The sequence below is a fragment of the Phenylobacterium sp. genome, assembly GCF_965229015.1.
Lineage (GTDB): Bacteria > Pseudomonadota > Alphaproteobacteria > Caulobacterales > Caulobacteraceae > Phenylobacterium.
In genome coordinates this window covers 2,847,096-2,866,547 of sequence record NZ_CBDDIM010000001.1, presented here as the reverse complement: position 1 = coordinate 2,866,547, position 19,452 = coordinate 2,847,096, and the positions used below count along the sequence as shown (strand labels likewise).

The following is a 19,452-nucleotide window of genomic DNA, read 5'->3' as shown; positions in this document are numbered from 1 at the left end:
AGTGACAACGGCCCTTCAGAAAGGGCCCTCACCGACCCTCTCCCGCAAGCGGGAGGCGAGTTGGTTCACGCCATCACCCCGTCCTTCACCCCGGTCGCCGTCACCCGCCGACGCGCGCGCACGCCCTCGGCCAGGCGCTCCAGCACGGCGACCGACGTATCCCAGTCGATGCAGCCGTCGGTGATGCTCTGGCCGTAGACGAGGGGGCGCCCGGGAACCAGGTCCTGGCGGCCGGCCTCGATGTGGCTCTCCACCATCACGCCCACGATGCGGCGCTCGCCGGCCGCCAGCTGGCGGGCCACGTCGTCCATCACCTTGGGCTGGTTGGCGGGGTCCTTCGACGAGTTGGCGTGGCTGGCGTCGATCATGATCGCCGGGCGCAGGCCCGAGGCCTCGATCACCTTGGCGGCGGCCTCGACGCTGGCGGCGTCATAGTTGGTCGCCGTCCCGCCCCGCAGCACCACGTGGCAGTCCTCGTTTCCGGTGGTGGCGGCGATGGACGAGCGGCCGTCCTTGCTCACCGCCAGGAAATGGTGCGGCTGGCTGGCCGCCTTGCAGGCGTCCACGGCGATCTTCACGTCGCCGCCGGTGCCGTTCTTGAAACCCACGGGACAGGAGAGTCCCGAGGCCATCTCGCGGTGGATCTGGCTCTCGGTGGTCCGCGCCCCGATCGCGCCCCAGCCCACCAGGTCGGCCAGGTACTGGGGGGTGATCACGTCCAGGAACTCCACCGCCGCCGGCAGGCCCATGTCGTTGATGTCCAGCAGCAGGCCCCGCGCCAGCCGCAGCCCCTCATTGATCTTGAAGGTGCCGTCCAGGTCCGGATCGTTGATCAGCCCCTTCCAGCCGACCGTGGTCCGGGGCTTTTCGAAATAGACCCGCATCAGGATCTCCAGCTCGCCCCCGAACCGCTGGCGTTCCTTCAGCAGGCGGCCGGCATAGTCCATGGCCGCCTCCGGATCGTGGATCGAGCAGGGGCCGATCACCACGGCCAGCCGGTCGTCCTGGCCGTGCAGGATGCGGTGCAGGGCGTGGCGGGCGGCGGTCACCGTCACGCTGGCGGCGGGCGTGCGGACGAACTCGGCCATCACCTGGGACGGCGGGCTGAGCTCGGTGAGGCTGCGGATACGAAGGTCGTCGGTGCCGGGCATGGGGAACTCCTGAAGCGGGGAGGTCACCGGGGCGGGCATAAAAAAACCGCCAGGGTGACTGGCGGTGGGTGGGCGCTTGTCTAGGACGGTGTCACGTCAAGCCAAGTCCTTCCTCCGCCAGGGGCGTCGGAAAGCTAAAATACCAGGCTTGGGCGGCGGTGCGCGTCATGACAGAAACCGCGATACACCAGCTTTTCCACGGAGTCACCCCGGTGAGCGTCGCCTACCGCAACCCGCATGTCGGCGCGCCGCCCGCGGAGATCGACATCACGCCGGACCTGGTGCGCGCCCTGCTGACCGCCCAGCATCCCGACCTCGCCCACCTGCCGATCCGCCTCGTGGCCTCCGGCTGGGACAACGACATGTTCCGGCTCGGCGACGACATGGCCGTGCGGATGCCACGCCGGCTGGTGGGGGTGGAACTGCTGCAGAACGAGCAGCGCTGGCTGCCGGAGGTGGCCCGGGGCGGCTTGCCCCTGCCGGTTCCGGCGCCACTGCGGCTGGGGGTGGCGGGCGAGGGCTATCCGTGGCCCTGGAGCGTGCTGCCCTGGATGCCCGGCGGCCCCGCCGACCTCGATCCGCTGCGCGCCGACCAGGCCCCGGTCCTGGCGCGCTTCCTGAAGGCGGTGCATCGACCCGCCCCTGACGACGCGCCCCTCAACATGGGACGCGGTTTGCCCCTGAGGGAGCGGGTCAGCTATGTCGCCCCGCGCATGGCGCGGCTGGCCGCCGAGACCGATCTGATCACCCCGCGCATCCGCGAGGTCTGGGACCGCGCCCTGGCCGCGCCCCTCGATGTCGAGGCCACCTGGCTGCACGGCGACCCCCACGCCCGCAACGTCCTGACGCAGGACGGCGTGATGACCGCCGTCATCGACTGGGGCGACATGTGCCGCGGCGATCCCGCCACCGATCTGTCGAGCCTCTGGATGCTGCTGCCCGACCTGGCCTCCCGCCACGCCGCCATGGCCGCCTACGGGGCCAGCGACGCCACCTGGCTCCGCGCCGCCGGCTGGGCGGTGAACTACGCCGTGGTCCTGGTGGACGCCGGCCGCGTCAACGACCCGCGCCTCGCGGCGATGGGGGCGAAGACCTTCGCGGCGATTGAAGCGGGGGACTGAGCCGGTAGGCCCGAGCCCCCTCCGTCACGCATCTTCGACGCGCGCCACCTCCCCCGGAACGGCCTTCGGCCTGGGGGAGGAATAGGGAGCGCCAAGTTCCTCCCCCAGCGCGAAGCGCGGTTCGGGGGAGGTGGATCGGCGAAGCCGAGACGGAGGGGGTTAGGCCCTCGCCCCTCACCACATGCTCGCCGCCGCCCGCGCCGGCCACTCGGCGTCGTACTGGTCGCCGCCCTGCGCCCCCGAGCTCGCCGCGGCCAGCATCCGCCCGGCGCTGGGCAGGCGCGCCGGATCGACGTGCTTGGCCGGATTCCACAGGTCGGCGCGGATCACCGCCCGGGCGCACTGGAAGAACACGGTCTCGAGGGTGATCACCACCACGCATCTCGGCGCCTTGCCCTCCATGCGGAAGGCCTCCAGCAGATCCGCGTCCGTGCGCAGTTCCGCCCGCCCGTTCACCCGCAGCGTCGAGCCTGACCCCGGGATCAGGAACAGCAGGGCCACGCGGGGGTCGCGGACGATGTTCCTCAGGGAATCGGCGCGGTTATTGCCCCGCCGGTCGGGCAGCAGCAGGGTGCGGTCATCGGCGATCCGCACCACCTCGCCCGCGTCCCCGCGCGGCGAGCAGTCCAATCCCTCCGGCCCCACGGTCGCCAGCGCGCAGAAGGGCGAGGCCTCGATCACCGCCCGGTACTCGGCGTTCAGGTGGTCCAGTTCCTTGAGGGTCGAGGCGGGGCCGGGCTGGCCGTACAGGGCCTCCAGGTCTTCGATCGTGGTCAGGGCGGGCATGTGTGAGCTTTCATCACCAGGTCCCCAAGCCTGCCCCAATCAGGCCCGGTTGAAAATTGACTACGGCGGCCAGATCGGTGAGGAAAGCTCACAGATGCGCCAGCTTCCGCCCCTCTCGGCCCTGCGGGCCTTCGACGCCGCCGCGCGCCTCGGCTCGGTGACCCGGGCCGCCGAGGAGCTCGGCCGCACCCACGGCGCGGTGAGCCGCCAGATCCGCAGCCTGCAGGACCATCTCGGCGCCCCCCTCTTCGACAAGGCCGGAGCGGGCCTGCGCCTGAACGCCCAGGGCCTGGCCCTCCACGCCGTGGTGGCCGAGGCCCTGGACCGCCTGGAGCAGGGCTGGCGGCGCGTCCGCGACGAGGCCCGCGGCCCCAGCGTCCACGTCGCCTGCAGCGCCACCTTCGCCACCCGCTGGCTGGCCCCGCGCCTGGCCGGCTTCTACGCCGCCCATCCGGAGGTCCGGGTGCGGCTCTCCATGACTTCGGCCCGCGAGATGCGCGACGAGGGCGCCGACCTGGTGATCGCCTGGGACTGGCGGGGCTTCCCCGCCGCCGACCAGGCCCGCGCCATCCCCCTGGCGCCCGTCGCCTTCGGCCCGGTCTGCGCCCCGGCCTATCCCATGGACGCGGTCCTGGGCCGCGAGATCGCGGTTCCCAGCCGCATCGCCCACGACCACACCTCCAGCGCCTGGGACCAGTGGGCCGCGGCCACCGGCCGCGCGGTCACCGGCGCCAGCGAGCTGAGCTTCCCCCACACCCATCTCTGCATCGAGGCCGCCATCACCGGCCTCGGCGTCGCCCTGGTGGAGCGGCGGCTGATCGCCGCCGAGCTGGCCGACGGCCGGCTGCGGGCGCCCTGCGGCTTCGCGGAATTCCCCCAGGGTCTGGTGGCCATCCCGTCCGGCGAGCGGCCCATGACCGCCTCGGCCAGGCAGTTCGTCGATTGGCTCACCGGCGCGCTTGTGACAGCCTAGCGCCTTTCCGGAGGCCCGCCATGACCACCCCCTGGCTCGAAGACGCCCGCGCCCTGCAGGCCAAGACCGTGGCCTTCCGGCGCGACCTGCACCAGCATCCGGAGCTGGGCCTGGACCTGCCCCGCACCACCGCCGCCGTCCGGGCCGCCCTCCAGGGCCTGGACGTGGAGATCGTCCAGGGAACCTCCAATTCCGGCCTGATCGTCACCCTCAAGGGCGATCCGCAGGGCTCCACCATCCTGCTGCGCGGCGACATGGACGCCCTGCCCATGGACGAGGACACCGGCCTCTCCTTCCAGTCCCGGGTCCCCGGCGCCATGCACGCCTGCGGCCACGACGCCCACACCGCCATGCTGGTCTCGGCCGTCCACCTGATGCACGCCCACCGCGAGCGCCTGGGCGGGACGGTGAAGTTCATGTTCCAGCCGGGGGAGGAGGGCGACTTCGGCGCCCGCCACATGATCGAGGACGGCCTGCTGGACCTGGCGCCCATGCCGAGCGCGGCCTTCGCCATCCATGTCAGCCCCAACATCCCGTCCGGGGTGATCGCGTCCAAGCCCGGCGCCTTCATGGCCTCGCCCGACCAGGTGGCCATCACCCTGAAGGGCCAGGGCGGCCACGCCTCCACGCCCCACCTCGCCCGCGACCCGATCCCCGTGGCCGCCGAGATCGTCATGGCCCTGCAGGCCTTCGTCGCCCGCCGCATCGACGCCTTCGACCCCGTGGTCCTGACCATCGCCAAGATCGAGGCCGGCACCACCCACAACGTCATCCCCGAGAGCGCCCACATGCTGGGCACCCTGCGCTCCTTCTCCGAACGCGCCCGGATCCGCGCCCACGAGGGCATCCACCGCATCGTCTCCAAGATCGCCGAGGCCCACGAGATGGTGGGCGAGGCGGTCATCACCGCCGGCTATCCGGTGACGATGAACGACGCAGCCTTCGTCGCCCGCGTGAAGGCCGTGACCCAGGACCTGCTGGGGGAGAAGGGCTTCCGCGACATGCCCAGCCCCGTCATGGGCGCCGAGGACTGGTCCTATGTCCTCCAGCGCCTGCCCGGCTGCATGGTCTTCCTGGGGGTCGCCCCGCCCGAGGTGAAGCCCGCCCACGCCCACTCCTGCCACTCCAACCGCATGCTGATGGACGAGGACGCCATGGCCCACGGCGTCGCCCTCCACGCCGCCATCGCCGAGCAGTACCTGGCCAGCGTGCGCTGACTACAGCCCCTTCAGCCAGGCCAGCAGGCGTTCGTTCACCTGCGCCGGCCGTTCCTGCTGGGTCCAGTGGCCGCAGCCCTCCAGGATGTCGGCGCCCCGCAGGTCGGTCATCTCCTCGCCCATGATCTCCAGCAGGTTGCCCCGGCCCAGCATGGACAGCACCAGGTCGCGCTCGCCGCCGATGAACAGGCTGGGCTGCTCGATCTTGCGGCCCTCGAACCTCGACAGGTACTCGAAGTCCCGCTGGTGGTTGCGGTAGCGGTTCAGCGGCCCCCGGAAGCCCGACTCGGCGAACTGGCCGGCGTAATAGGCGATGTCCTCGTCGCTCAGCCAGGCGGGGAAGGGATCGGGATCCACCAGGCCCTCCAGCAGGCTCTGGCCGTGGACCTTGTCGTTGGGCCAGGTTCCGTCCGGGGCGTCGCCGCTGATGGCGTAGTAGAACTTGCGGATCGACTGGGTGGGATCGGCCTCCAGCTCGGCCTCGGCCGGTCCGACGTTCTGGAACCAGGCCTGGTAGAAGAACTTGCCGCGCTGGGTGAAGACCTTGTCCACCAGCTCCATGAAGCTGGTCTTGGGGACCCCGGTATAGGGCACCGACAGGCCCGCCACCGCGCGCACCCGGTCAGGCCGGATCAGGGCCGAGTTCCAGACGATGGGCGCCCCCCAGTCGTGGCCGATCAGGATGGCCTTCTCCCCCGGCGTCAGGTGCTCGATGAGGGCGGCCACGTCGCCCACCATGTGCTCCATGTCGTAGGCGGCGATGTCCGCGGGCTTGCCCGAGCCGCCATAGCCGCGCACGTCGATGGCGCAGGCGGTGAAGCCGGCGTCGGCGATCGGCCCGATCTGATGGCGCCAGCTGTACCAGCTCTCCGGAAAGCCGTGGACCAGGACCACCAGGGGCCCCGATCCCTGCATCGCCGCGCGCAGGGAGACGTCGGGCAGGTCGATGGTGCGGAACTCGGGCATGGCGGTTCTCCTGGGCCGCCAAGCTAGGCGTGTGACGGGGCGTCCGCCAAACGCAAAAAAGCCCGCCGGGGAGGGCGGGCTTCTTCGGCTGTGACGTCCCGGCTGGGGAGGAAGGACGTCCTAGCGAGCGGCGAGTTCCGAGCGGCCGTAGGCGGCCACCTGGCTGCGCTGCGACTGGGTCAGGCTGTCCATGGCCTCGGCGCGGACCGCCTCGATGCAGCCGTCGGTGTTGACCATGCGGGTCCCGACGTCCTGGCGCTGGGCGGCGCACATCTTGCCCGCCACCTTGTCCAGGCGCTGCTCGAAGGCCGCGACCCCGGCGGCGGAGGAGAGGTCGCCCACCTTCACGCTCATCGGCGCGGCGTGGGCCGCGGTGGTCAGGGCGAGCATGGGGATGGCCGACAGGGCCAGGGTGGCGATGGACGCGATCTTGGCGGTGAGCTTGGACATGGTGGGTTCCCTCTGGGTCTTCGATGTGGTGGGCGGCGACACGCCGCCGATGACTGTTGAGATAGACCCGTGATCTTCGGAAGTCTCGTGAAGTTCAGGTAATGACCGAGATTTAAGAATGTTACGGAAAGTACATGAATAACAAATACGTCACGTTACTTAAGGTCCGGTAACATTCGGCGCCGGGACGTAACCGTTCCTCCCCCAGGCCGCAGGCCGTGTCGGGGGAGGTGGCGCGCGCGCCAGCGCGTGACGGAGGGGCTGGGGCGGTGGAGGCGGCAAGGTCTGAACCCCCTCCACCGCTTCGCGGTCCCCCTCCCCCGCCGGGGGAGGAACTTGATCCCAGACGCAAAGAAGCCCGCCGGTGAGGGCGGGCTTCCAGGCTGGCGATCCCCGACTGGGGAGGAAAGGATCGCTTAGCGGGCGGCGAGTTCCGAGGCGCCGCTGGCGGCGACCTGGCTGCGCTGGGCGGGCGTCAGCTTGTCGATGGCCTCGGCGCGGACCGCCTCGCGGCAGCCGTCGGTGTTGACCATGCGGGTCCCGACATCCAGGGCCTGGGCGGCGCAGACCTGGCCGGCGACCCTGTCGATGCGCTGCTCGAAGGCCGCGACCCCGGCGGCCGAGGAGAGGTCGCCCACCTTCACGCTCATCGGGGCGGCGTGGGCGGCGGTGGTCAGGGCGAGCATGGGGATGGCGGCCAGGGCGAGCGTGGCGACGGAGGCGATCTTGCTGGTGAGCTTGGACATGGTGGGTTCCCTCTAAGGTCTTCAATGTGGTGGGCGGCGACACGCCGCCGATGACCGAGGAAATACGGGGACAACCTCACCAAGTCTTGTGAATACCAGGTAATGACAGATATTTAAGAGAGTTACGGAACATCCATGCATGACATCCGGGTAACAGTACTTAACGGGCTGTAATGTTGGCGGTCCGCCGTCCCCGTCATCCCGGCCGCAGCGAAGCGGAGAGCCGGGACCCAGGGGCGGCGCGCTGGGCTCCTGGGTCCCGGGTCTCCCTGCGGTCGCCCGGGATGACGGGGTTGGGACGGAAGGAAGCCGCCTCCTACCCCTCGCCGCGCGCCTCGATGCGCTCCTCGAGGTCGACCTCGTCGACGCTGACCCCCTCGGAATCGGTCATGTCGAAGTCGATCCCGTCGGCGACCAGCTCGTCGCACTTGGCGAGGGCTTCTTCTTCGGTGGCCAGGGTGAAGGTCACCCCGCGGCCGGGATAGCGGGCGGAAATGCGATAGGTCATGGGCCACCCTACCACGGCCCCCCGTATCCCGCGCTAGGTTGAGGCGGGCGCCGTGGCCAGCCAGATCACGTGGCGGGCGCCGCGCTTGCCGCCCCCGGCCCGGACCTTGACCTCCTCCACCGAGAACCCCGCCCGCCGCAGGCGCTGGCTGAAGGCCGCGCTGGGGGCCGAGGACCAGACCGCCAGGATGCCGCCGGGCCTCAGCGCCCCGCGCGCCGCCGCCAGGCCCGCCCGGTCATAGAGGCGGTCATTGGCCTTGCGGCTCAGCCCCTCGGGGCCGTTGTCCACGTCCAGCAGGATGGCGTCATAGGCGCCGCGCGCCGCGGCGATCAGGCCGCCCACGTCGCCGATCGCCACCGTGACCCGCGGGTCCTCCAGGCAGCCGGCCGCCAGCTGCGCCATCGGCCCCCGCGCCCAGTCCACCACCGCCGGGACCAGCTCCCCCACCGTCACCCGCGCCGCCGGCCCCAGCACCGCCAGGGCCGCGCGCAGGGTGAAGCCCATGCCATAGCCGCCGATCAGGATGTGGGCCTTGGACCCCAGCCGGTCGCAGACCAGGGTGGCCAGGGCCTGCTCCGACCCGCTCAGCCGGCTGTTCATCAGCTCGATGGCGCCGGCCATGATCGAATATTCGGCGCCCCGCCGCATCAGCTTGAGCTCGCCGCCCCCGTCGGGGACGATGGCGGTGTCCAGGTGTTCCCAGGGGATCATGGGTCGCTCTCCGGCAGAGACGGCGGTCTAGGGCGCCGGAGGCGCCGGGGCCAGGGCGCAGGGCGTGACCCGCGCATAGGGCCAGCCCAGGGCCCCGTCCTGGGCGTCCAGGCACACCTGTCCCCCCACGGCGGCGGCGTCATAGACGTCCTGGCTCACCCACATGTCGGCGAACAGCCGCGGCGGGGTCTGCCGCGTGCGCAGGGTCAGCCAGGGGGTCTGGCGGCTCGGTCCCAGCCGGCGGTCGATGATCTCGGCCGCCGTGAAGGTCGGGGGATCGGGGTCCAGCCTCTGGTTGGCCAAGGCCAGCCCGCCCCAGATCCCGGCGCTCAGCACCACGGCCGCGCTCGCCACCGTGCCCGGCGGCATCCCCCGGTCGGCGCGCCAGGCCAGCAGGGCGGCCCCCGCCCCCAGGGCCAGGGCCACCAGCAGCATGCTCCCCCAGGCCGGGGAGGCGAGGTCGGCCTGGGCCCGGTAGGCCAGGCCGAAACAGGGCCCCAGCCACAGCAGGGGCGCGATCTCCGAGGGGCCCGCGTCCGTCGGCCGCCCCAGGGTCAGAACGCCCCGCGCCGCCAGGATCGCCGCGACAGGCGGCGCCAGGCCCGCCGCCAGCAGCACGGCCCCCGGCGGCTGGGCCCACAGATAGAGCAGGGCGAAGAGCGCCAGCCCGGCGCCGTTGGCGACGCCGGCCCAGCCGATCTTCCTCGCCCAGCCCATCACGGCCTCACCCCATGCGGTGCAGGGCGCACAGCTTGTTGCCGTCCGGATCGCGCAGATAGGCCAGGTAGAGCTTGCCCATGCCGCCGGCCCGCTCGCCCGGGGGATCCTCGATGCTGGTCCCGCCGGCCGCCACGCCCGCCGCGTGCCAGGCGTCGGCCTGTTCGGGGGAACTGCAGGCGAAGCCGATGGTGCCGCCATTGGGCGCCGTGGCCGGCTCGCCATTGATCGGCTTGGAGACCGAGAACACGCCGGTGGGGGTCATGTAGAAGATCCGGTGCCCATCCTGCATCGCCGGCGGGACGCCGAGCGTCCCCAGCAGGGCGTCATAGAACCCCTTGGCCCGGTCCAGGTCGTTGGTCCCGATCATGATGTGCGAAAACATGCTGTCCTCCCTTTGCTGTTGTGACGCTTCATAGGGGGCGGACAGGCGCCCTGACAACGGCTCCAATTCCTCCCCTGCGGTGGCGGGGGACCACAAAGCGGTGGAGGGGGCTGCGCCCACGCCACCCAACCCCCGAACCCTTGACGCAACGTCGCCCCGTCCCGCAAATGGCCCCCCATAAAACCAAACATCTGTTTTAAGGGAGTCGCGCTCATGGGTGAGCTGTTCGATCTGGCGGGCAAGGTCGCCGTCATCACCGGGTCCTCGCGCGGGATCGGCAAGGCCATCGCCCAGCGCATGGCCGAGCACGGCGCCAAGGTCGCCATCTCCTCGCGCAAGGCCGGCCCCTGCGAGGAGGTCGCCGCCGAGATCAACGCCAAGCACCCCGGCGCCGCCATCGCCGTGCCGGCCAACATCTCCTCCAAGGAGGATCTCCAGCGCCTGGTGGACGAGACCCGCAAGGCCTTCGGCAAGATCGACATCGTGGTCTGCAACGCCGCCTCGAACCCCTATTACGGGCCGATGAGCGGCATCTCCGACGAGCAGTTCCGCAAGATCCTCGAGAACAACATCATCGCCAACAACTGGCTGATCAACATGACGGCCGAGGAGATGAAGGCCAATAAGGACGGGGCGATCATCATCATCTCGTCCATCGGCGGCCTGCGCGGCACCTCGGTGATCGGCGCCTACGCCATCTCCAAGGCCGCCGACATGCAGCTGGCCCGCAACCTCGCCCAGGAGCTGTCGCCCCACAATATCCGGGTCAACTGCATCGCGCCGGGCCTGGTGAAGACCGACTTCGCCAAGGCGCTCTGGGACACCCCGGCCGGCGAGGCCCGCGCCAGCTCCGGCACCCCCCTGCGTCGCCTGGGCGAACCCGACGACATCGCCGGCGCCGCGGTCTTCCTGGCGTCGAAGGCCGGCTCCTGGATGACCGGCCAGACCGTGGTCATCGACGGCGGGTCCACCAGCTGAGGGCGCCGCCCCCATCGGGGCGGGGCTATCGCGCATGAACGCTGGCGCCAGGGTCGCGAGATGCTCCCCCTCTGGGGGAGCTGGCGCGCAGCGCCTGAGGGGGACTTCGACCCTTGTCTTAGGGCCGAAGGATTGTCGACGACGTCGGTCTCCCTCCGGCACGGGCCTGCGATCCGCGCCACCTCCCCCACATCGGCCCGCGGCCTGGGAGAGGATCTAGTGTTCACCTTCGCCCCCGCCACCCCCGCCGACCTGGAAACCCTCGTCGCCCTGAAGATCGCCGCCATGCGCGAGAGCCTGGAGGCGGTCGGCCGTTTCACGCCCGAGCGCGCCCGGGCCCGCTTCGTCGAGGGCTTCCGCCCCGAACACACCCGGCTGATCCAGGTCGGCGAGGCCCTGGCCGGCTGCGTCGCCTTCGGTCCCCGCGAGGGCGGCTGGGAGATCGAGCACTTCTACCTCGACCCGGCCCACCAGGGCGCGGGCCTGGGCGCCGCCGTCATGGCCGCCCTGCTCGCCGAGGCCGACGCGGCGCGCCGTCCGGTGAACCTCACCGTCCTGCGGGGCAGCCCCGCCAACCGCTTCTACGCCCGCTTCGGCTTTGAAGAGGTGGGCCGCGAGGGGGTGGACATCCTTTACCGGCGGTCGGTACGCAACAATTCGGCGGAATGAGTGTTACGTCCAACATAGTCCCCCGCTCCGGGCGAAGATTCTCGCGATAATCTGTCTGGGTACGGCTTTCGCCTCGCGAGCCTCCAGTTGTTTTGAAGGGCGCCCTATGGCGGCCCAGACCCCGCACGATTCCGAACAGGCCGCGCTCAGCCTGACCCTGGCCATCGTCGCCTCGTCACCGGGCCCCCTGCTCCTGCTGGACGGCGACCTCAACATCCTGGCCGTCAGCCAATCCTTCGGGGAGGTGTTCGAGATCGAGGTGGACGGCGCGGTCGGTGGTCCCCTGTCGGGCCTGGGCGTGGGGGAATGGGACGGGGCGCGCCTGCGCTCCCTCCTCGACGCCACCGTCTCGGGCGCCGCCCGGATCGACGCCTACGAACTGGACCTCGTCCGGCCTGGCCGTCCGCCCCATCAGCTGGTGGTCCATGCCCAGCGGCTGGTCTATCTCGATCTCGAGAACCTGCGCATCCTGATGTCGGTCACCGACACCACCGCCTGCCGCGCCGACCGGAAGCTGAAGGATGACGCCCTGGCGGAGAACCTGGTCCTGCTGGCCGAGGTGCGCCACCGCGTCGCCAACAGTCTGCAGATCATCGCCAGCGTCCTGTTGCAGAACGCCCGCAAGACGACGTCCGAGGAGACCCGCGGCCACCTGAAGGACGCCCACAACCGGGTGATGTCCGTGGCCGCCCTTGAGCGCCAGCTCAGCGAGTCCGCCGACGAGGCGGTCCAGCTCCAGGCCTATTTCGTCAGCCTGTGCGACAGCATCGCCGCCTCGATGATCGCCGACACCCGGCAGATCTCGCTGATCGTCACCGGCGAGGGGGGCCTGGTGGCGCCGCGCACCTCCGTCAGCCTGGGCCTGATCGTCACCGAACTGGTGATCAACGCCCTCAAGCACGCCTTCACCGGCGACCGGCCCGGGACGATCGTTGTGGACTGCCAGGTGCGCGGTCCCAACTGGACCCTTTCGGTCACCGATGACGGGGTCGGCGTCAACGCCCAGCCTGGCCAGCTCCGCGCGGGTCTGGGGACCAGCATCGTCCAGGCCCTGGCCAAGCAACTGGAGGCCGTGGTGGTGACCGCGTCCGCCCATCCGGGAACCCGGATCACCGTCACCCATAGCCAGATCGCCCTCGTGGATGACGCCGAGGACGAGCTGTCCCCCGGCGGCCAGGCCGCGGCGAGTGTTTGACGGAGCCTCCGCATGACCACGCCGCATACCCTGCTGATCGTCGAGGACGAGATCCTCCCGGCCATGTCGCTGAAGAGCGGGCTGGAGGACGCCGGCTATTGGGTCATGGACCTCACCAGCCGCCCCGAGGAGGCCATGGTCGCGGCCCTGGACCGCAAGCCGGACCTCGCCCTGGTCAACATCAAGCTCCACGGCCGCAATGACGGCATAGCCCTCGCCGTCGAGCTCAAGACCCTGGGGGTGCCCGTGCTGTTCATCAGCGGCCAGCCCAGCCGCGCCATCGCCGCGCGTTCCGTGGCGGTCGGCTCGCTCGCCAAGCCCTACAGCGTCGACGACATGGTCCTGGCGGTCGCCTACCTCCTGGCCCGCCTGGACGGCGACGCCTCCCAGGCCCTCCCTCGGGATCTGGAGGTCTTCGACGAGGACCTGCCCGAGGTGGCGTAGGGAACTGAAGGTCCTTCCCCCTCGCGAGGCAAGGGGAACCCCCTCGGCCATATTGGCTGATCGCCCCCTCCGCCCCCCGATCCTTGCGCCCCTCGCCCGCCCGGTTGATCCTCAGCCCAAAAGGGGAGCGCCGCCATGGATCCATTCGCCCACGCCTGGGAGCACCTGACCGTCCGCCGCGCCGGCGCGGTGGCGGAGGTGGCTCTGGCCCGCCCCGCCGCCCGCAACGCGCTCAACACCGCCCTGATGGAGGAGCTCACCGCCTTCGCCCGCGCGGTCCGGCGCCGCTCCGACCTCGCCGCCGTCATCCTCACCGGGACGGAGACCTATTTCTCCGCCGGCGCCGACCTCGCCGCCCAGGGGGAGCGCCGCAAGCCCACCCTGCTGGAGACCCGCGAGGCGGTCATGGCCGGCCCCGACATGTGCGAGGCCTGGGAGGCCATCGAGGCGGTGACGATCGTGGCCATCGAGGGCTTCTGCATCGGCGGCGGCTGCGCGCTGGCCGTGGCCTGCGACTTCCGGATCATGGGCCAGGGCGCCTATCTGCGGCTGCCGGAGGTCCCCCTGGGCATCAACATGAGCTGGCGCAGCCTGCCGCGCATCGCGGCCCTGGTGGGGCCGGCGCGGGCCAAGCGCTTCGTGATGTTCGGCGAGGCGACCGACGCTCAGGCCTGCCTGGACTGGGGATTCTGCGACGAGATGGCGCCAGCCGGCCAGGCCCTCGCCGCCGCCCGGATCTGGGCCGCCAAGCTTGCCGCCCTGCCGCCCCTGCCGGTGCGCATGACCAAGGAGGCGGTCAACGCCGCCGTCGCCGGGGGCGCCCACGCCGCGACCTTCATGGACCGTGACCAGTACCTGCTCACCAGCCGCTCCGCCGACTTCCGCGAGGGCGTCGCGGCCTTCTTCGAAAAGCGCCCGGGCCGGTTCCAGGGGGATTGAGCGGGTGGACATTCTCGACCGGCGGGTGGTGAAGCCTACTTCCTCCTCCTCCGGGGGAGGGGGACCGCGAAGCGGTGGAGGGGGTTAGGGCCCGGCCGCTTCCAAGGTCCAAGCCCCCTCCGTCTCGCAGCCTCCGCCCGCGATCCACCTCCCCCGAAACGCGCTACGCGCTGGTGGAGGAATTGGAGCGCCGCCGCAGCAGCGCCCAGAACACCAGCCCGAACAGCACCGTGAACCCCATGCGCAGCAGGTCCTCATAGAGCTGCGGCACGGTGAGGTGGAGGTTGCTCACCACCCCCTCCTCGATGGAGTTGCCCGCCCCGTGGGCGACCGCCGCGGCCCAGAAGCTGCCGGACTTCAGTGTCAGCCAGCCGAGAAAGAACGACATGGCCACCAGCTCGATGGGGAAGATCACCAGCGCGCCCAGCACGGGGTGCTGCGGGAAATTGTAGCCCGCCAGCAGGGACGGCAGGTGCCAGAAGGACCAGATCAGTCCCAGCAGAACGATGCCCCGTGCCGTTCCCAGCCGGTCGATCAGCTGGCCCTGCAGCAGGCCGCGCCATCCGGCCTCCTCGCCCATGGCCACCAGGCCGTTCATCACCGCGAACGCCCCGCCCGTGGCCGCCACATTGGCCAGGAACAGCGGCCAGGCCTGGGCTCCCTTGCCCAACACCCAGGGTCCGCCCGAGATGGTCACGCCCGACTGGCCGAAATCGAACCAGCCCGAGGCCCCCCAGCCCGTGGCCTCCACCACCGCCACCACGCCAAAGGCGATCAGGGTGGGGATCAGGACGGCGACCAGCATCAGGGGCAGCATCCGCCAGGCGGGCTTCCAGGCGAAGGCCGGGCGGAGGCTCTTGTCCAACAGCACGAAGGCCAGGGTGACCAGGGCCGGGACCGACATGGTGGCCAGCAGCCAGGGGGCGGCGTCCGGCGACTCCAGGTCCCCCACCCTGGCGATGACCGCGAATTGCAGGCTCCAGCTCAGGGCGAAGATCAGGACTAAATAGGCCAGCAGCTTGCGGAGGCTCATCGCGGGGCGCCCTCCAGGGCGGTGGCGGGCCGGTCGCGGGCGATGCGGCGCAGGGCGCCCACCAGGATCAGCCGCCCCGCCAGCCAGGCCAGGACCAGGCTCAGGGCCGCCAGGGGGAAGATCCAGATCCCCAGCAGTTCGTGGGCGCTGGCGGGATCGTCGATGATCCCGATGAAGAAGCCGGCGCGCCCCGACCACAGGCCGGCATGGGTGGGGTCGATCACCTTGTAGATCGCCGTCGTCACCACCACGAAGGCCGCCGCGGCGAGCAGGCAGGCCGCCGCCACCGCCGCCAGGGCCGCCAGGCTGCGGTGGGCGCGGCGCAGGATGGCGACGGCGAGATCCCCGGCGCGTTGCGAGCCCAGGGCGCCCGACAGCTCGAAGTCGTCCAGGAACCGGCGCCCATAGGCCTCCGGCGCCCCGAACCCGGCCAGGATCTCGGCGGGGGCCTGTCCGGCCTGGGCGCGCTGGTTCAGGTGGTCGCCGATCTCGGCCACGATGTCCTCGCGCTCGGGCGCGGGGATGGCGGCCAGCGACCAGCTCAGGCGCCGCAGCCAGTGGGCGATCTCCGGGGACTCGTTGCGGGGGGTCATCGGGCTATCCGTCGGTCGAGGAAGGGATTGAGGGCGGCGCTCAGCCGGCGCCATTCGACAAGCTGGCTGGCCAGTTCGCCGCGGCCCTGGTCGGTGAGGGCGTAGTATTTCCGCGGCCGGGCGCCGTCCTGCTCGATCCGCCATTCCGAGGCCATCAGCCCGGCCTTCTGCAGCCGGTGCAGCAGGGGGTAGATGGTGCCCTCGGCCAGATCGACCCCGGCGTCGGCGCGCAGCCGGTCCAGCAGCTCCAGGCCGTACTGTGGCCCCTCGTCCAGCAGGCTCAGCAGGGCCAGCTCCGCCACCCCCTTGAGGAGTTGGGCGCGGCGGGCGTCGGCTTCGGGTCTGTCATTGTCTGTCATCTTGTAATGCAAGATATCATTCCAGGCAATGTCGTCAATCCGCCGGCCACATGTCGGCGCATGTTGGTGGACCTGCCGGCCCGCAAACCCAGGCGGGGCAAGGCTTGGCGGTCAGGCGCGCGAAAGGTCGTTTTCCTCCATCCGCGGCCACCGACATGTGCGTCAGCCGACGGCCTTGCGCGACAGCTCCCGCGCCTTGGCCAGGCGCTCGACGCCCCCGTCCAGGGTCGCGTCCCCCTTGGAGAAGCACAGCCGCAGGATGCTGGTCACCGGGTCCTGCTCATAGAGGGCCGAGACCGGGATGGCGGCGACGCCCGCCTCCCGCACCGCCCGCAGGGCGAAGGCGCGGTCGGCCTCCACGATCCCCGAGGCGGCCAGGTCCACATTGAGGAAGTAGGTCCCCTGGCTCGGCAGCACCGCGAACCCCTCCCGGACCAGGCCCGCGCTCAGCCGGTCCCGCGACCGCTGCAGGCCCGCCGGCATGGTGGTGAACCAGTCGCCCGGCTCGTCCAGCCCGAAGGCCACGGCGGCCTGCAGGTTGGGCGGGGTGGTGAAGGTCAGGAACTGGTGGGCGCGGGCCAGGGCCTGGGTCAGCGCCGGGGCCGCGCAGAGGAAGCCCACCTTCCAGCCGGTCAGGCCGAACATCTTCCCCGCCGAACCGATCTTCACCGTCCGCTCGCGCATTTTCGGCAGGCTCATCAAGGGGATATGCGTCCGGCCGTCGAAGATCACCTGCTCCCAGACCTCGTCGCAGATGGCGATGACGTCGTGGGCCAGGCAGACCTCCGCCAGCAGCTCCAGGTCCTCCCGGGGCAGCACCAGGCCGGCCGGATTGATCGGATTGTTGAGCACCACGAAGCGGGTCTTCTCGGTGAAGGCGGCCTCCAGCATGGCCCGGTCGAACCGCCAGTGCGGCGGCGCCAGCCGCACCAGCTTCGGCGTCCCCCCGGCCCTGCGGATCAGCGGCATATAGGCGTCGTAGACCGGCTGGAACACCACCACCTCGTCCCCGGGCTGGACCAGGGCCAGGAAGGTGGCGGCCAGCGCCTCGGTGGCGCCGGAGGTGACGGTGACCTCGGTCCTCCAGTCCAGGTCCAGGCCCTGGGCGCGGGCGTAGTGGCCGGCGACGGCCTCGCGCAGCTGCGGCAGGCCGGCCATGGGCGGGTACTGGTTGTAGCCGTTCAGCACCTCGTCGGCGGCCTTCTGGCGCAGCGCCAGGGGCCCCGGATCGTCAGGGAACCCCTGTCCCAGATTGAGGGCGCCCAGCTCGCGGGCGAGGCCGGACATCTCCTCGAACACGGTGGTCGGAAGGTTGGCGAAGACGGGATGGACCATGCGCGCTCCTGGGACGACCGTTGCCTAGCATAGGTTCGGCGGGGATATTGAGCCCATGGAGATCATCGCCTTCGAACCCCGTCACGGTGAAGCCTGGAAGCGGCTGAACGAGGCGTGGATCGCCAAGCATTTCGCCATCGAGCCCAAGGACCGCGAGGTCCTGGACGACCCGACAGGCCAGATCCTGGCCAAGGGCGGGGCGATCTTCATGGCCGAGCGGGACGGGGAGGCGGTGGGCTGCGTGGGCCTGATCGCGCTTTCCGACGGCGGCTTCGAGGTGGCCAAGATGGCGGTGAGCGAGGCGGTCAGGGGCGGTGGCCTGGGCAAGCGTCTGATGGCCGCCTGCATCGATCACGCCCGGTCGGTGGGGGCGCCGCGGCTCTATCTGGAAACCAATTCGGCCCTGGCGCCGGCGCTCGCCGTCTATCGGGGGGCGGGGTTCAAGGACCTGCCGCCGCGGCCGACCCCCTATGCGCGGGCCGACGTCTTCATGGAATTGCCGCTCGCCTAGTGGACGGCGGCCAGGGCGTCGCCCAGGGTGCGGCGGGTCACCGGCTTGCCGAGGAAGCCGATCGGGTCGATGGCGGCCATGGCGCGGCGGAAGTCCTCGGTGATCGACCCCGAGACGAACAGGGAGCGGACGCCGAGCTTGGCGTAGAGCTTCTGCGCCAGCTTGCCGCCGTCGGTGTTCTTGGCCAGGCGGATGTCCACCAAGGCCAGGTCGGGCTTGTCTTCCTCGGCCATTTCCCAGGCGGTGCAGGCGTCGGCCGCTTCGGCGACGACCTCGTGGCCCATGTCTTCGAGCAGGCTCACGATGTCGAGGGCGATCAGGGCGTCGTCTTCAACAACCATAATGCGCATGGTCATCCGGTACTCCTCGGGAAGACGACCGCAAAACGCGCGCCGACGTCCGCATCTTCAATCTCGAAGCGCCCGTCCAGCTGCCGCGTCAGCGCGTCGATCGCCCTCATGCCCAAGCTCTTGGTTTTCTTGGGGATGAAGCCCTTGGGCAGGCCCTTCCCGTTGTCGGACACGCCCAAACGGTAGTTATCCCCGTCGGTTCCGAACGCCACCTGTATGCGCGGCGTCCGGTCGGTCGGGCAACCATATTTCAGGGCGTTGGTGACCAACTCGTTCAGGATGAGCGCCAGGGGCGCGGCCTGCCGCACATCGAGCAGGATCGGCTCGACCTCGGTCTCCAGGATGACGTTCTCCGCGCCCATCGAGTCCACCAGCTCCCGGGCCAGGGCCTCGGCATAGGCGCCGCCGTCGAACAGGCCGATCTGGCCGCCGGCCTTGTAGAGCTGCTCATGCACCCGGCCGACGGCCATGATCCGGGTCAGGGTCTTGTCCAGGGCCTCGCGAGTCTCGGCGTGCTCGGAGGCCCGCGACTGCAGCCGCACCACGCTGGCGATCTGCTGCAGGGAGTTCTTCACCCGGTGGTTCACCTCGTCCAGCAGCAGGGTGCGGTCGGCCAGCAGGGCGCGCAGCCGCTCGGCGGTGTCGGCCTCGACCTCGCGATCCAGGTTGATGTCGCGCAGGGCCCGGATGAACAGCCAGGCCAGCAGGCCCCCGAAGGCCACCAGGGTCAGCAGCACCAGGATGCGGATGGTGGCCGCGCGCTCGGCGCGCTGCGCCTCCAGGTCCGCCTCGGTGCGGTCGAGTTCGGCCACCAGGCGGCGAATCTCGGCCATGGCGGCGATGCCTTCGCCGCGGCGGATGATGCGGATGGCGGCGACCGGCGCGCCGGCGGCGCGGGCGACCATGGTCTCGTCGATCACCGACAACCGCCTGGCCATCTGGGTCCGCAGGACCTGCAGGCGGGCCTGCTGGTCGCCGTTGTCCTCGGTGAGGGCGCTGACGGTCTTCAGGTTGTGCTCGGCCTTGACGCGGGCCACCCTGACCTGGGTGACGAACATCCGGTCGCCGGTGAGGACATAGGCGCGCTGGGCCGATTCCGCGTCGCTCAGGGCCTGCAGGACATCGCTGATGCCGGTGCGCACCTGATGGGTGTGACTGACCCAGCGCGCGGCGCTGTCGTACCAGAGGAAGACCCCGCCCAGGCTGGCGAAGGTCAGGAAGAGCGCGCCGACGGTGGCCGCCAGCAGACGGAAGGCGCGCTCGCGCGCGCCCTGGCGGTCAGCGCCCGAAAGCTCGATCGGGTCGCGCGCCATGA

The 19,452-nt window shown here is 70.8% G+C and carries 24 protein-coding genes; 9 read left to right on the top strand and 15 right to left on the bottom strand.

Annotation, left to right across the window (positions count from 1 at the left end; translation table 11 throughout):
- Positions 1-65: 65 nt before the first annotated feature.
- A complete protein-coding gene (locus tag ACO06I_RS14455; RefSeq protein WP_421933260.1) occupies positions 66-1,190 on the bottom strand; it encodes a 3-deoxy-7-phosphoheptulonate synthase in 1,125 nt (374 codons plus the stop codon).
- 173 nt (positions 1,191-1,363) lie between these two features.
- On the opposite strand from ACO06I_RS14455, the gene ACO06I_RS14450 reads away from it, so the two are divergent.
- Positions 1,364-2,272 carry an aminoglycoside phosphotransferase family protein gene (locus ACO06I_RS14450; protein ID WP_421933259.1) on the top strand — a complete coding sequence of 303 codons (909 nt, stop codon included), beginning with the start codon at positions 1,364-1,366 and terminating at the stop codon, positions 2,270-2,272.
- A gap of 174 nt (positions 2,273-2,446) precedes the next feature.
- Here ACO06I_RS14450 and ACO06I_RS14445 read toward each other — a convergent pair whose 3' ends face one another.
- Positions 2,447-3,058: a pyridoxamine 5'-phosphate oxidase family protein gene (locus tag ACO06I_RS14445; RefSeq protein ID WP_421933258.1), complete on the bottom strand. Its 612-nt coding sequence runs from the start codon at positions 3,056-3,058 to the stop codon at positions 2,447-2,449.
- Between the two features lie 94 nt (positions 3,059-3,152).
- Between ACO06I_RS14445 and ACO06I_RS14440 the strand changes: the two genes are divergently transcribed.
- Positions 3,153-4,031 carry a LysR substrate-binding domain-containing protein gene (locus ACO06I_RS14440; RefSeq protein ID WP_421933257.1) on the top strand — a complete coding sequence of 293 codons (879 nt, stop codon included), beginning with the start codon at positions 3,153-3,155 and terminating at the stop codon, positions 4,029-4,031.
- A 20-nt stretch (positions 4,032-4,051) separates the two neighbouring features.
- The gene (locus ACO06I_RS14435) at positions 4,052-5,248 is read left to right on the top strand and encodes a M20 metallopeptidase family protein (protein ID WP_421933256.1); all 1,197 of its coding nucleotides are present in this window, start codon (positions 4,052-4,054) and stop codon (positions 5,246-5,248) included.
- Here the strand turns inward: ACO06I_RS14435 and ACO06I_RS14430 are convergent, their stop codons facing one another.
- The 7 genes from ACO06I_RS14430 to ACO06I_RS14400 form a co-directional block, all read right to left on the bottom strand.
- Complete coding sequence (locus tag ACO06I_RS14430; protein ID WP_421933255.1) at positions 5,249-6,214, bottom strand: alpha/beta fold hydrolase; 966 nt, start codon at positions 6,212-6,214, stop codon at positions 5,249-5,251.
- A 120-nt stretch (positions 6,215-6,334) separates the two neighbouring features.
- The gene (locus ACO06I_RS14425) at positions 6,335-6,664 is read right to left on the bottom strand and encodes a UrcA family protein (protein ID WP_421933254.1); all 330 of its coding nucleotides are present in this window, start codon (positions 6,662-6,664) and stop codon (positions 6,335-6,337) included.
- 416 nt (positions 6,665-7,080) lie between these two features.
- A complete protein-coding gene (locus tag ACO06I_RS14420) occupies positions 7,081-7,410 on the bottom strand; it encodes a UrcA family protein (protein WP_421933253.1) in 330 nt (109 codons plus the stop codon).
- Between the two features lie 316 nt (positions 7,411-7,726).
- Positions 7,727-7,918, bottom strand: a complete 192-nt coding sequence (locus tag ACO06I_RS14415; RefSeq protein WP_421933252.1) for a hypothetical protein — start codon at positions 7,916-7,918, stop codon at positions 7,727-7,729.
- Positions 7,919-7,951: 33 nt separating this feature from the next.
- Complete coding sequence (locus ACO06I_RS14410; protein WP_421933251.1) at positions 7,952-8,629, bottom strand: MnmC family methyltransferase; 678 nt, start codon at positions 8,627-8,629, stop codon at positions 7,952-7,954.
- Positions 8,630-8,656: 27 nt separating this feature from the next.
- Entirely contained in the window at positions 8,657-9,346 is a 690-nt protein-coding gene (locus tag ACO06I_RS14405; protein ID WP_421933250.1) for a hypothetical protein, read from the bottom strand.
- A gap of 7 nt (positions 9,347-9,353) precedes the next feature.
- The gene (locus ACO06I_RS14400) at positions 9,354-9,731 is read right to left on the bottom strand and encodes a VOC family protein (protein ID WP_421933249.1); all 378 of its coding nucleotides are present in this window, start codon (positions 9,729-9,731) and stop codon (positions 9,354-9,356) included.
- Between the two features lie 213 nt (positions 9,732-9,944).
- Here ACO06I_RS14400 and ACO06I_RS14395 point away from each other — a divergent pair, with 213 nt between their 5' ends.
- The 5 genes from ACO06I_RS14395 to ACO06I_RS14375 all read left to right on the top strand — a co-directional run bounded on the left by ACO06I_RS14395 (position 9,945) and on the right by ACO06I_RS14375 (position 13,956).
- Entirely contained in the window at positions 9,945-10,709 is a 765-nt protein-coding gene (locus tag ACO06I_RS14395) for an SDR family oxidoreductase (RefSeq protein ID WP_421933248.1), read from the top strand.
- A gap of 219 nt (positions 10,710-10,928) precedes the next feature.
- Positions 10,929-11,378 carry a GNAT family N-acetyltransferase gene (locus ACO06I_RS14390; protein ID WP_421933247.1) on the top strand — a complete coding sequence of 150 codons (450 nt, stop codon included), beginning with the start codon at positions 10,929-10,931 and terminating at the stop codon, positions 11,376-11,378.
- 106 nt (positions 11,379-11,484) lie between these two features.
- Positions 11,485-12,573 (top strand): sensor histidine kinase, encoded by a 1,089-nt coding sequence (locus ACO06I_RS14385; protein WP_421933246.1) that lies wholly within the window; start codon positions 11,485-11,487, stop codon positions 12,571-12,573.
- Between the two features lie 12 nt (positions 12,574-12,585).
- Entirely contained in the window at positions 12,586-13,017 is a 432-nt protein-coding gene (locus ACO06I_RS14380; protein ID WP_421933245.1) for a response regulator, read from the top strand.
- 135 nt (positions 13,018-13,152) lie between these two features.
- Positions 13,153-13,956 carry an enoyl-CoA hydratase/isomerase family protein gene (locus ACO06I_RS14375; RefSeq protein WP_421933244.1) on the top strand — a complete coding sequence of 268 codons (804 nt, stop codon included), beginning with the start codon at positions 13,153-13,155 and terminating at the stop codon, positions 13,954-13,956.
- 163 nt (positions 13,957-14,119) lie between these two features.
- On the opposite strand, the gene ACO06I_RS14370 is transcribed toward ACO06I_RS14375, so the two are convergent.
- From ACO06I_RS14370 to ACO06I_RS14355, 4 genes are all read right to left on the bottom strand, one after another.
- A complete protein-coding gene (locus tag ACO06I_RS14370; RefSeq protein WP_421933243.1) occupies positions 14,120-14,989 on the bottom strand; it encodes a CPBP family intramembrane glutamic endopeptidase in 870 nt (289 codons plus the stop codon).
- Positions 14,986-15,582, bottom strand: a complete 597-nt coding sequence (locus ACO06I_RS14365; RefSeq protein WP_421933242.1) for an HAAS signaling domain-containing protein — start codon at positions 15,580-15,582, stop codon at positions 14,986-14,988. The genes ACO06I_RS14370 and ACO06I_RS14365 overlap by 4 nt, the downstream gene beginning before the upstream one ends.
- On the bottom strand, positions 15,579-15,941 hold the full coding sequence (locus tag ACO06I_RS14360) for a PadR family transcriptional regulator (protein ID WP_421933241.1): 363 nt from the start codon (positions 15,939-15,941) through the stop codon (positions 15,579-15,581). Before ACO06I_RS14360 ends, ACO06I_RS14365 begins: the two co-directional genes overlap by 4 nt.
- 162 nt (positions 15,942-16,103) lie before the next feature.
- A complete protein-coding gene (locus tag ACO06I_RS14355; RefSeq protein ID WP_421933240.1) occupies positions 16,104-17,276 on the bottom strand; it encodes an aminotransferase in 1,173 nt (390 codons plus the stop codon).
- A gap of 55 nt (positions 17,277-17,331) precedes the next feature.
- Between ACO06I_RS14355 and ACO06I_RS14350 the strand changes: the two genes are divergently transcribed.
- Positions 17,332-17,787: a GNAT family N-acetyltransferase gene (locus tag ACO06I_RS14350; RefSeq protein ID WP_421933239.1), complete on the top strand. Its 456-nt coding sequence runs from the start codon at positions 17,332-17,334 to the stop codon at positions 17,785-17,787.
- Here the strand turns inward: ACO06I_RS14350 and ACO06I_RS14345 are convergent.
- Positions 17,784-18,143: a response regulator gene (locus ACO06I_RS14345; protein WP_421933238.1), complete on the bottom strand. Its 360-nt coding sequence runs from the start codon at positions 18,141-18,143 to the stop codon at positions 17,784-17,786. The genes ACO06I_RS14350 and ACO06I_RS14345 overlap by 4 nt on opposite strands.
- On the bottom strand, positions 18,140-19,450 hold the full coding sequence (locus tag ACO06I_RS14340) for a sensor histidine kinase (RefSeq protein WP_421933237.1): 1,311 nt from the start codon (positions 19,448-19,450) through the stop codon (positions 18,140-18,142). Before ACO06I_RS14340 ends, ACO06I_RS14345 begins: the two co-directional genes overlap by 4 nt.
- Positions 19,451-19,452: the final 2 nt, after the last annotated feature.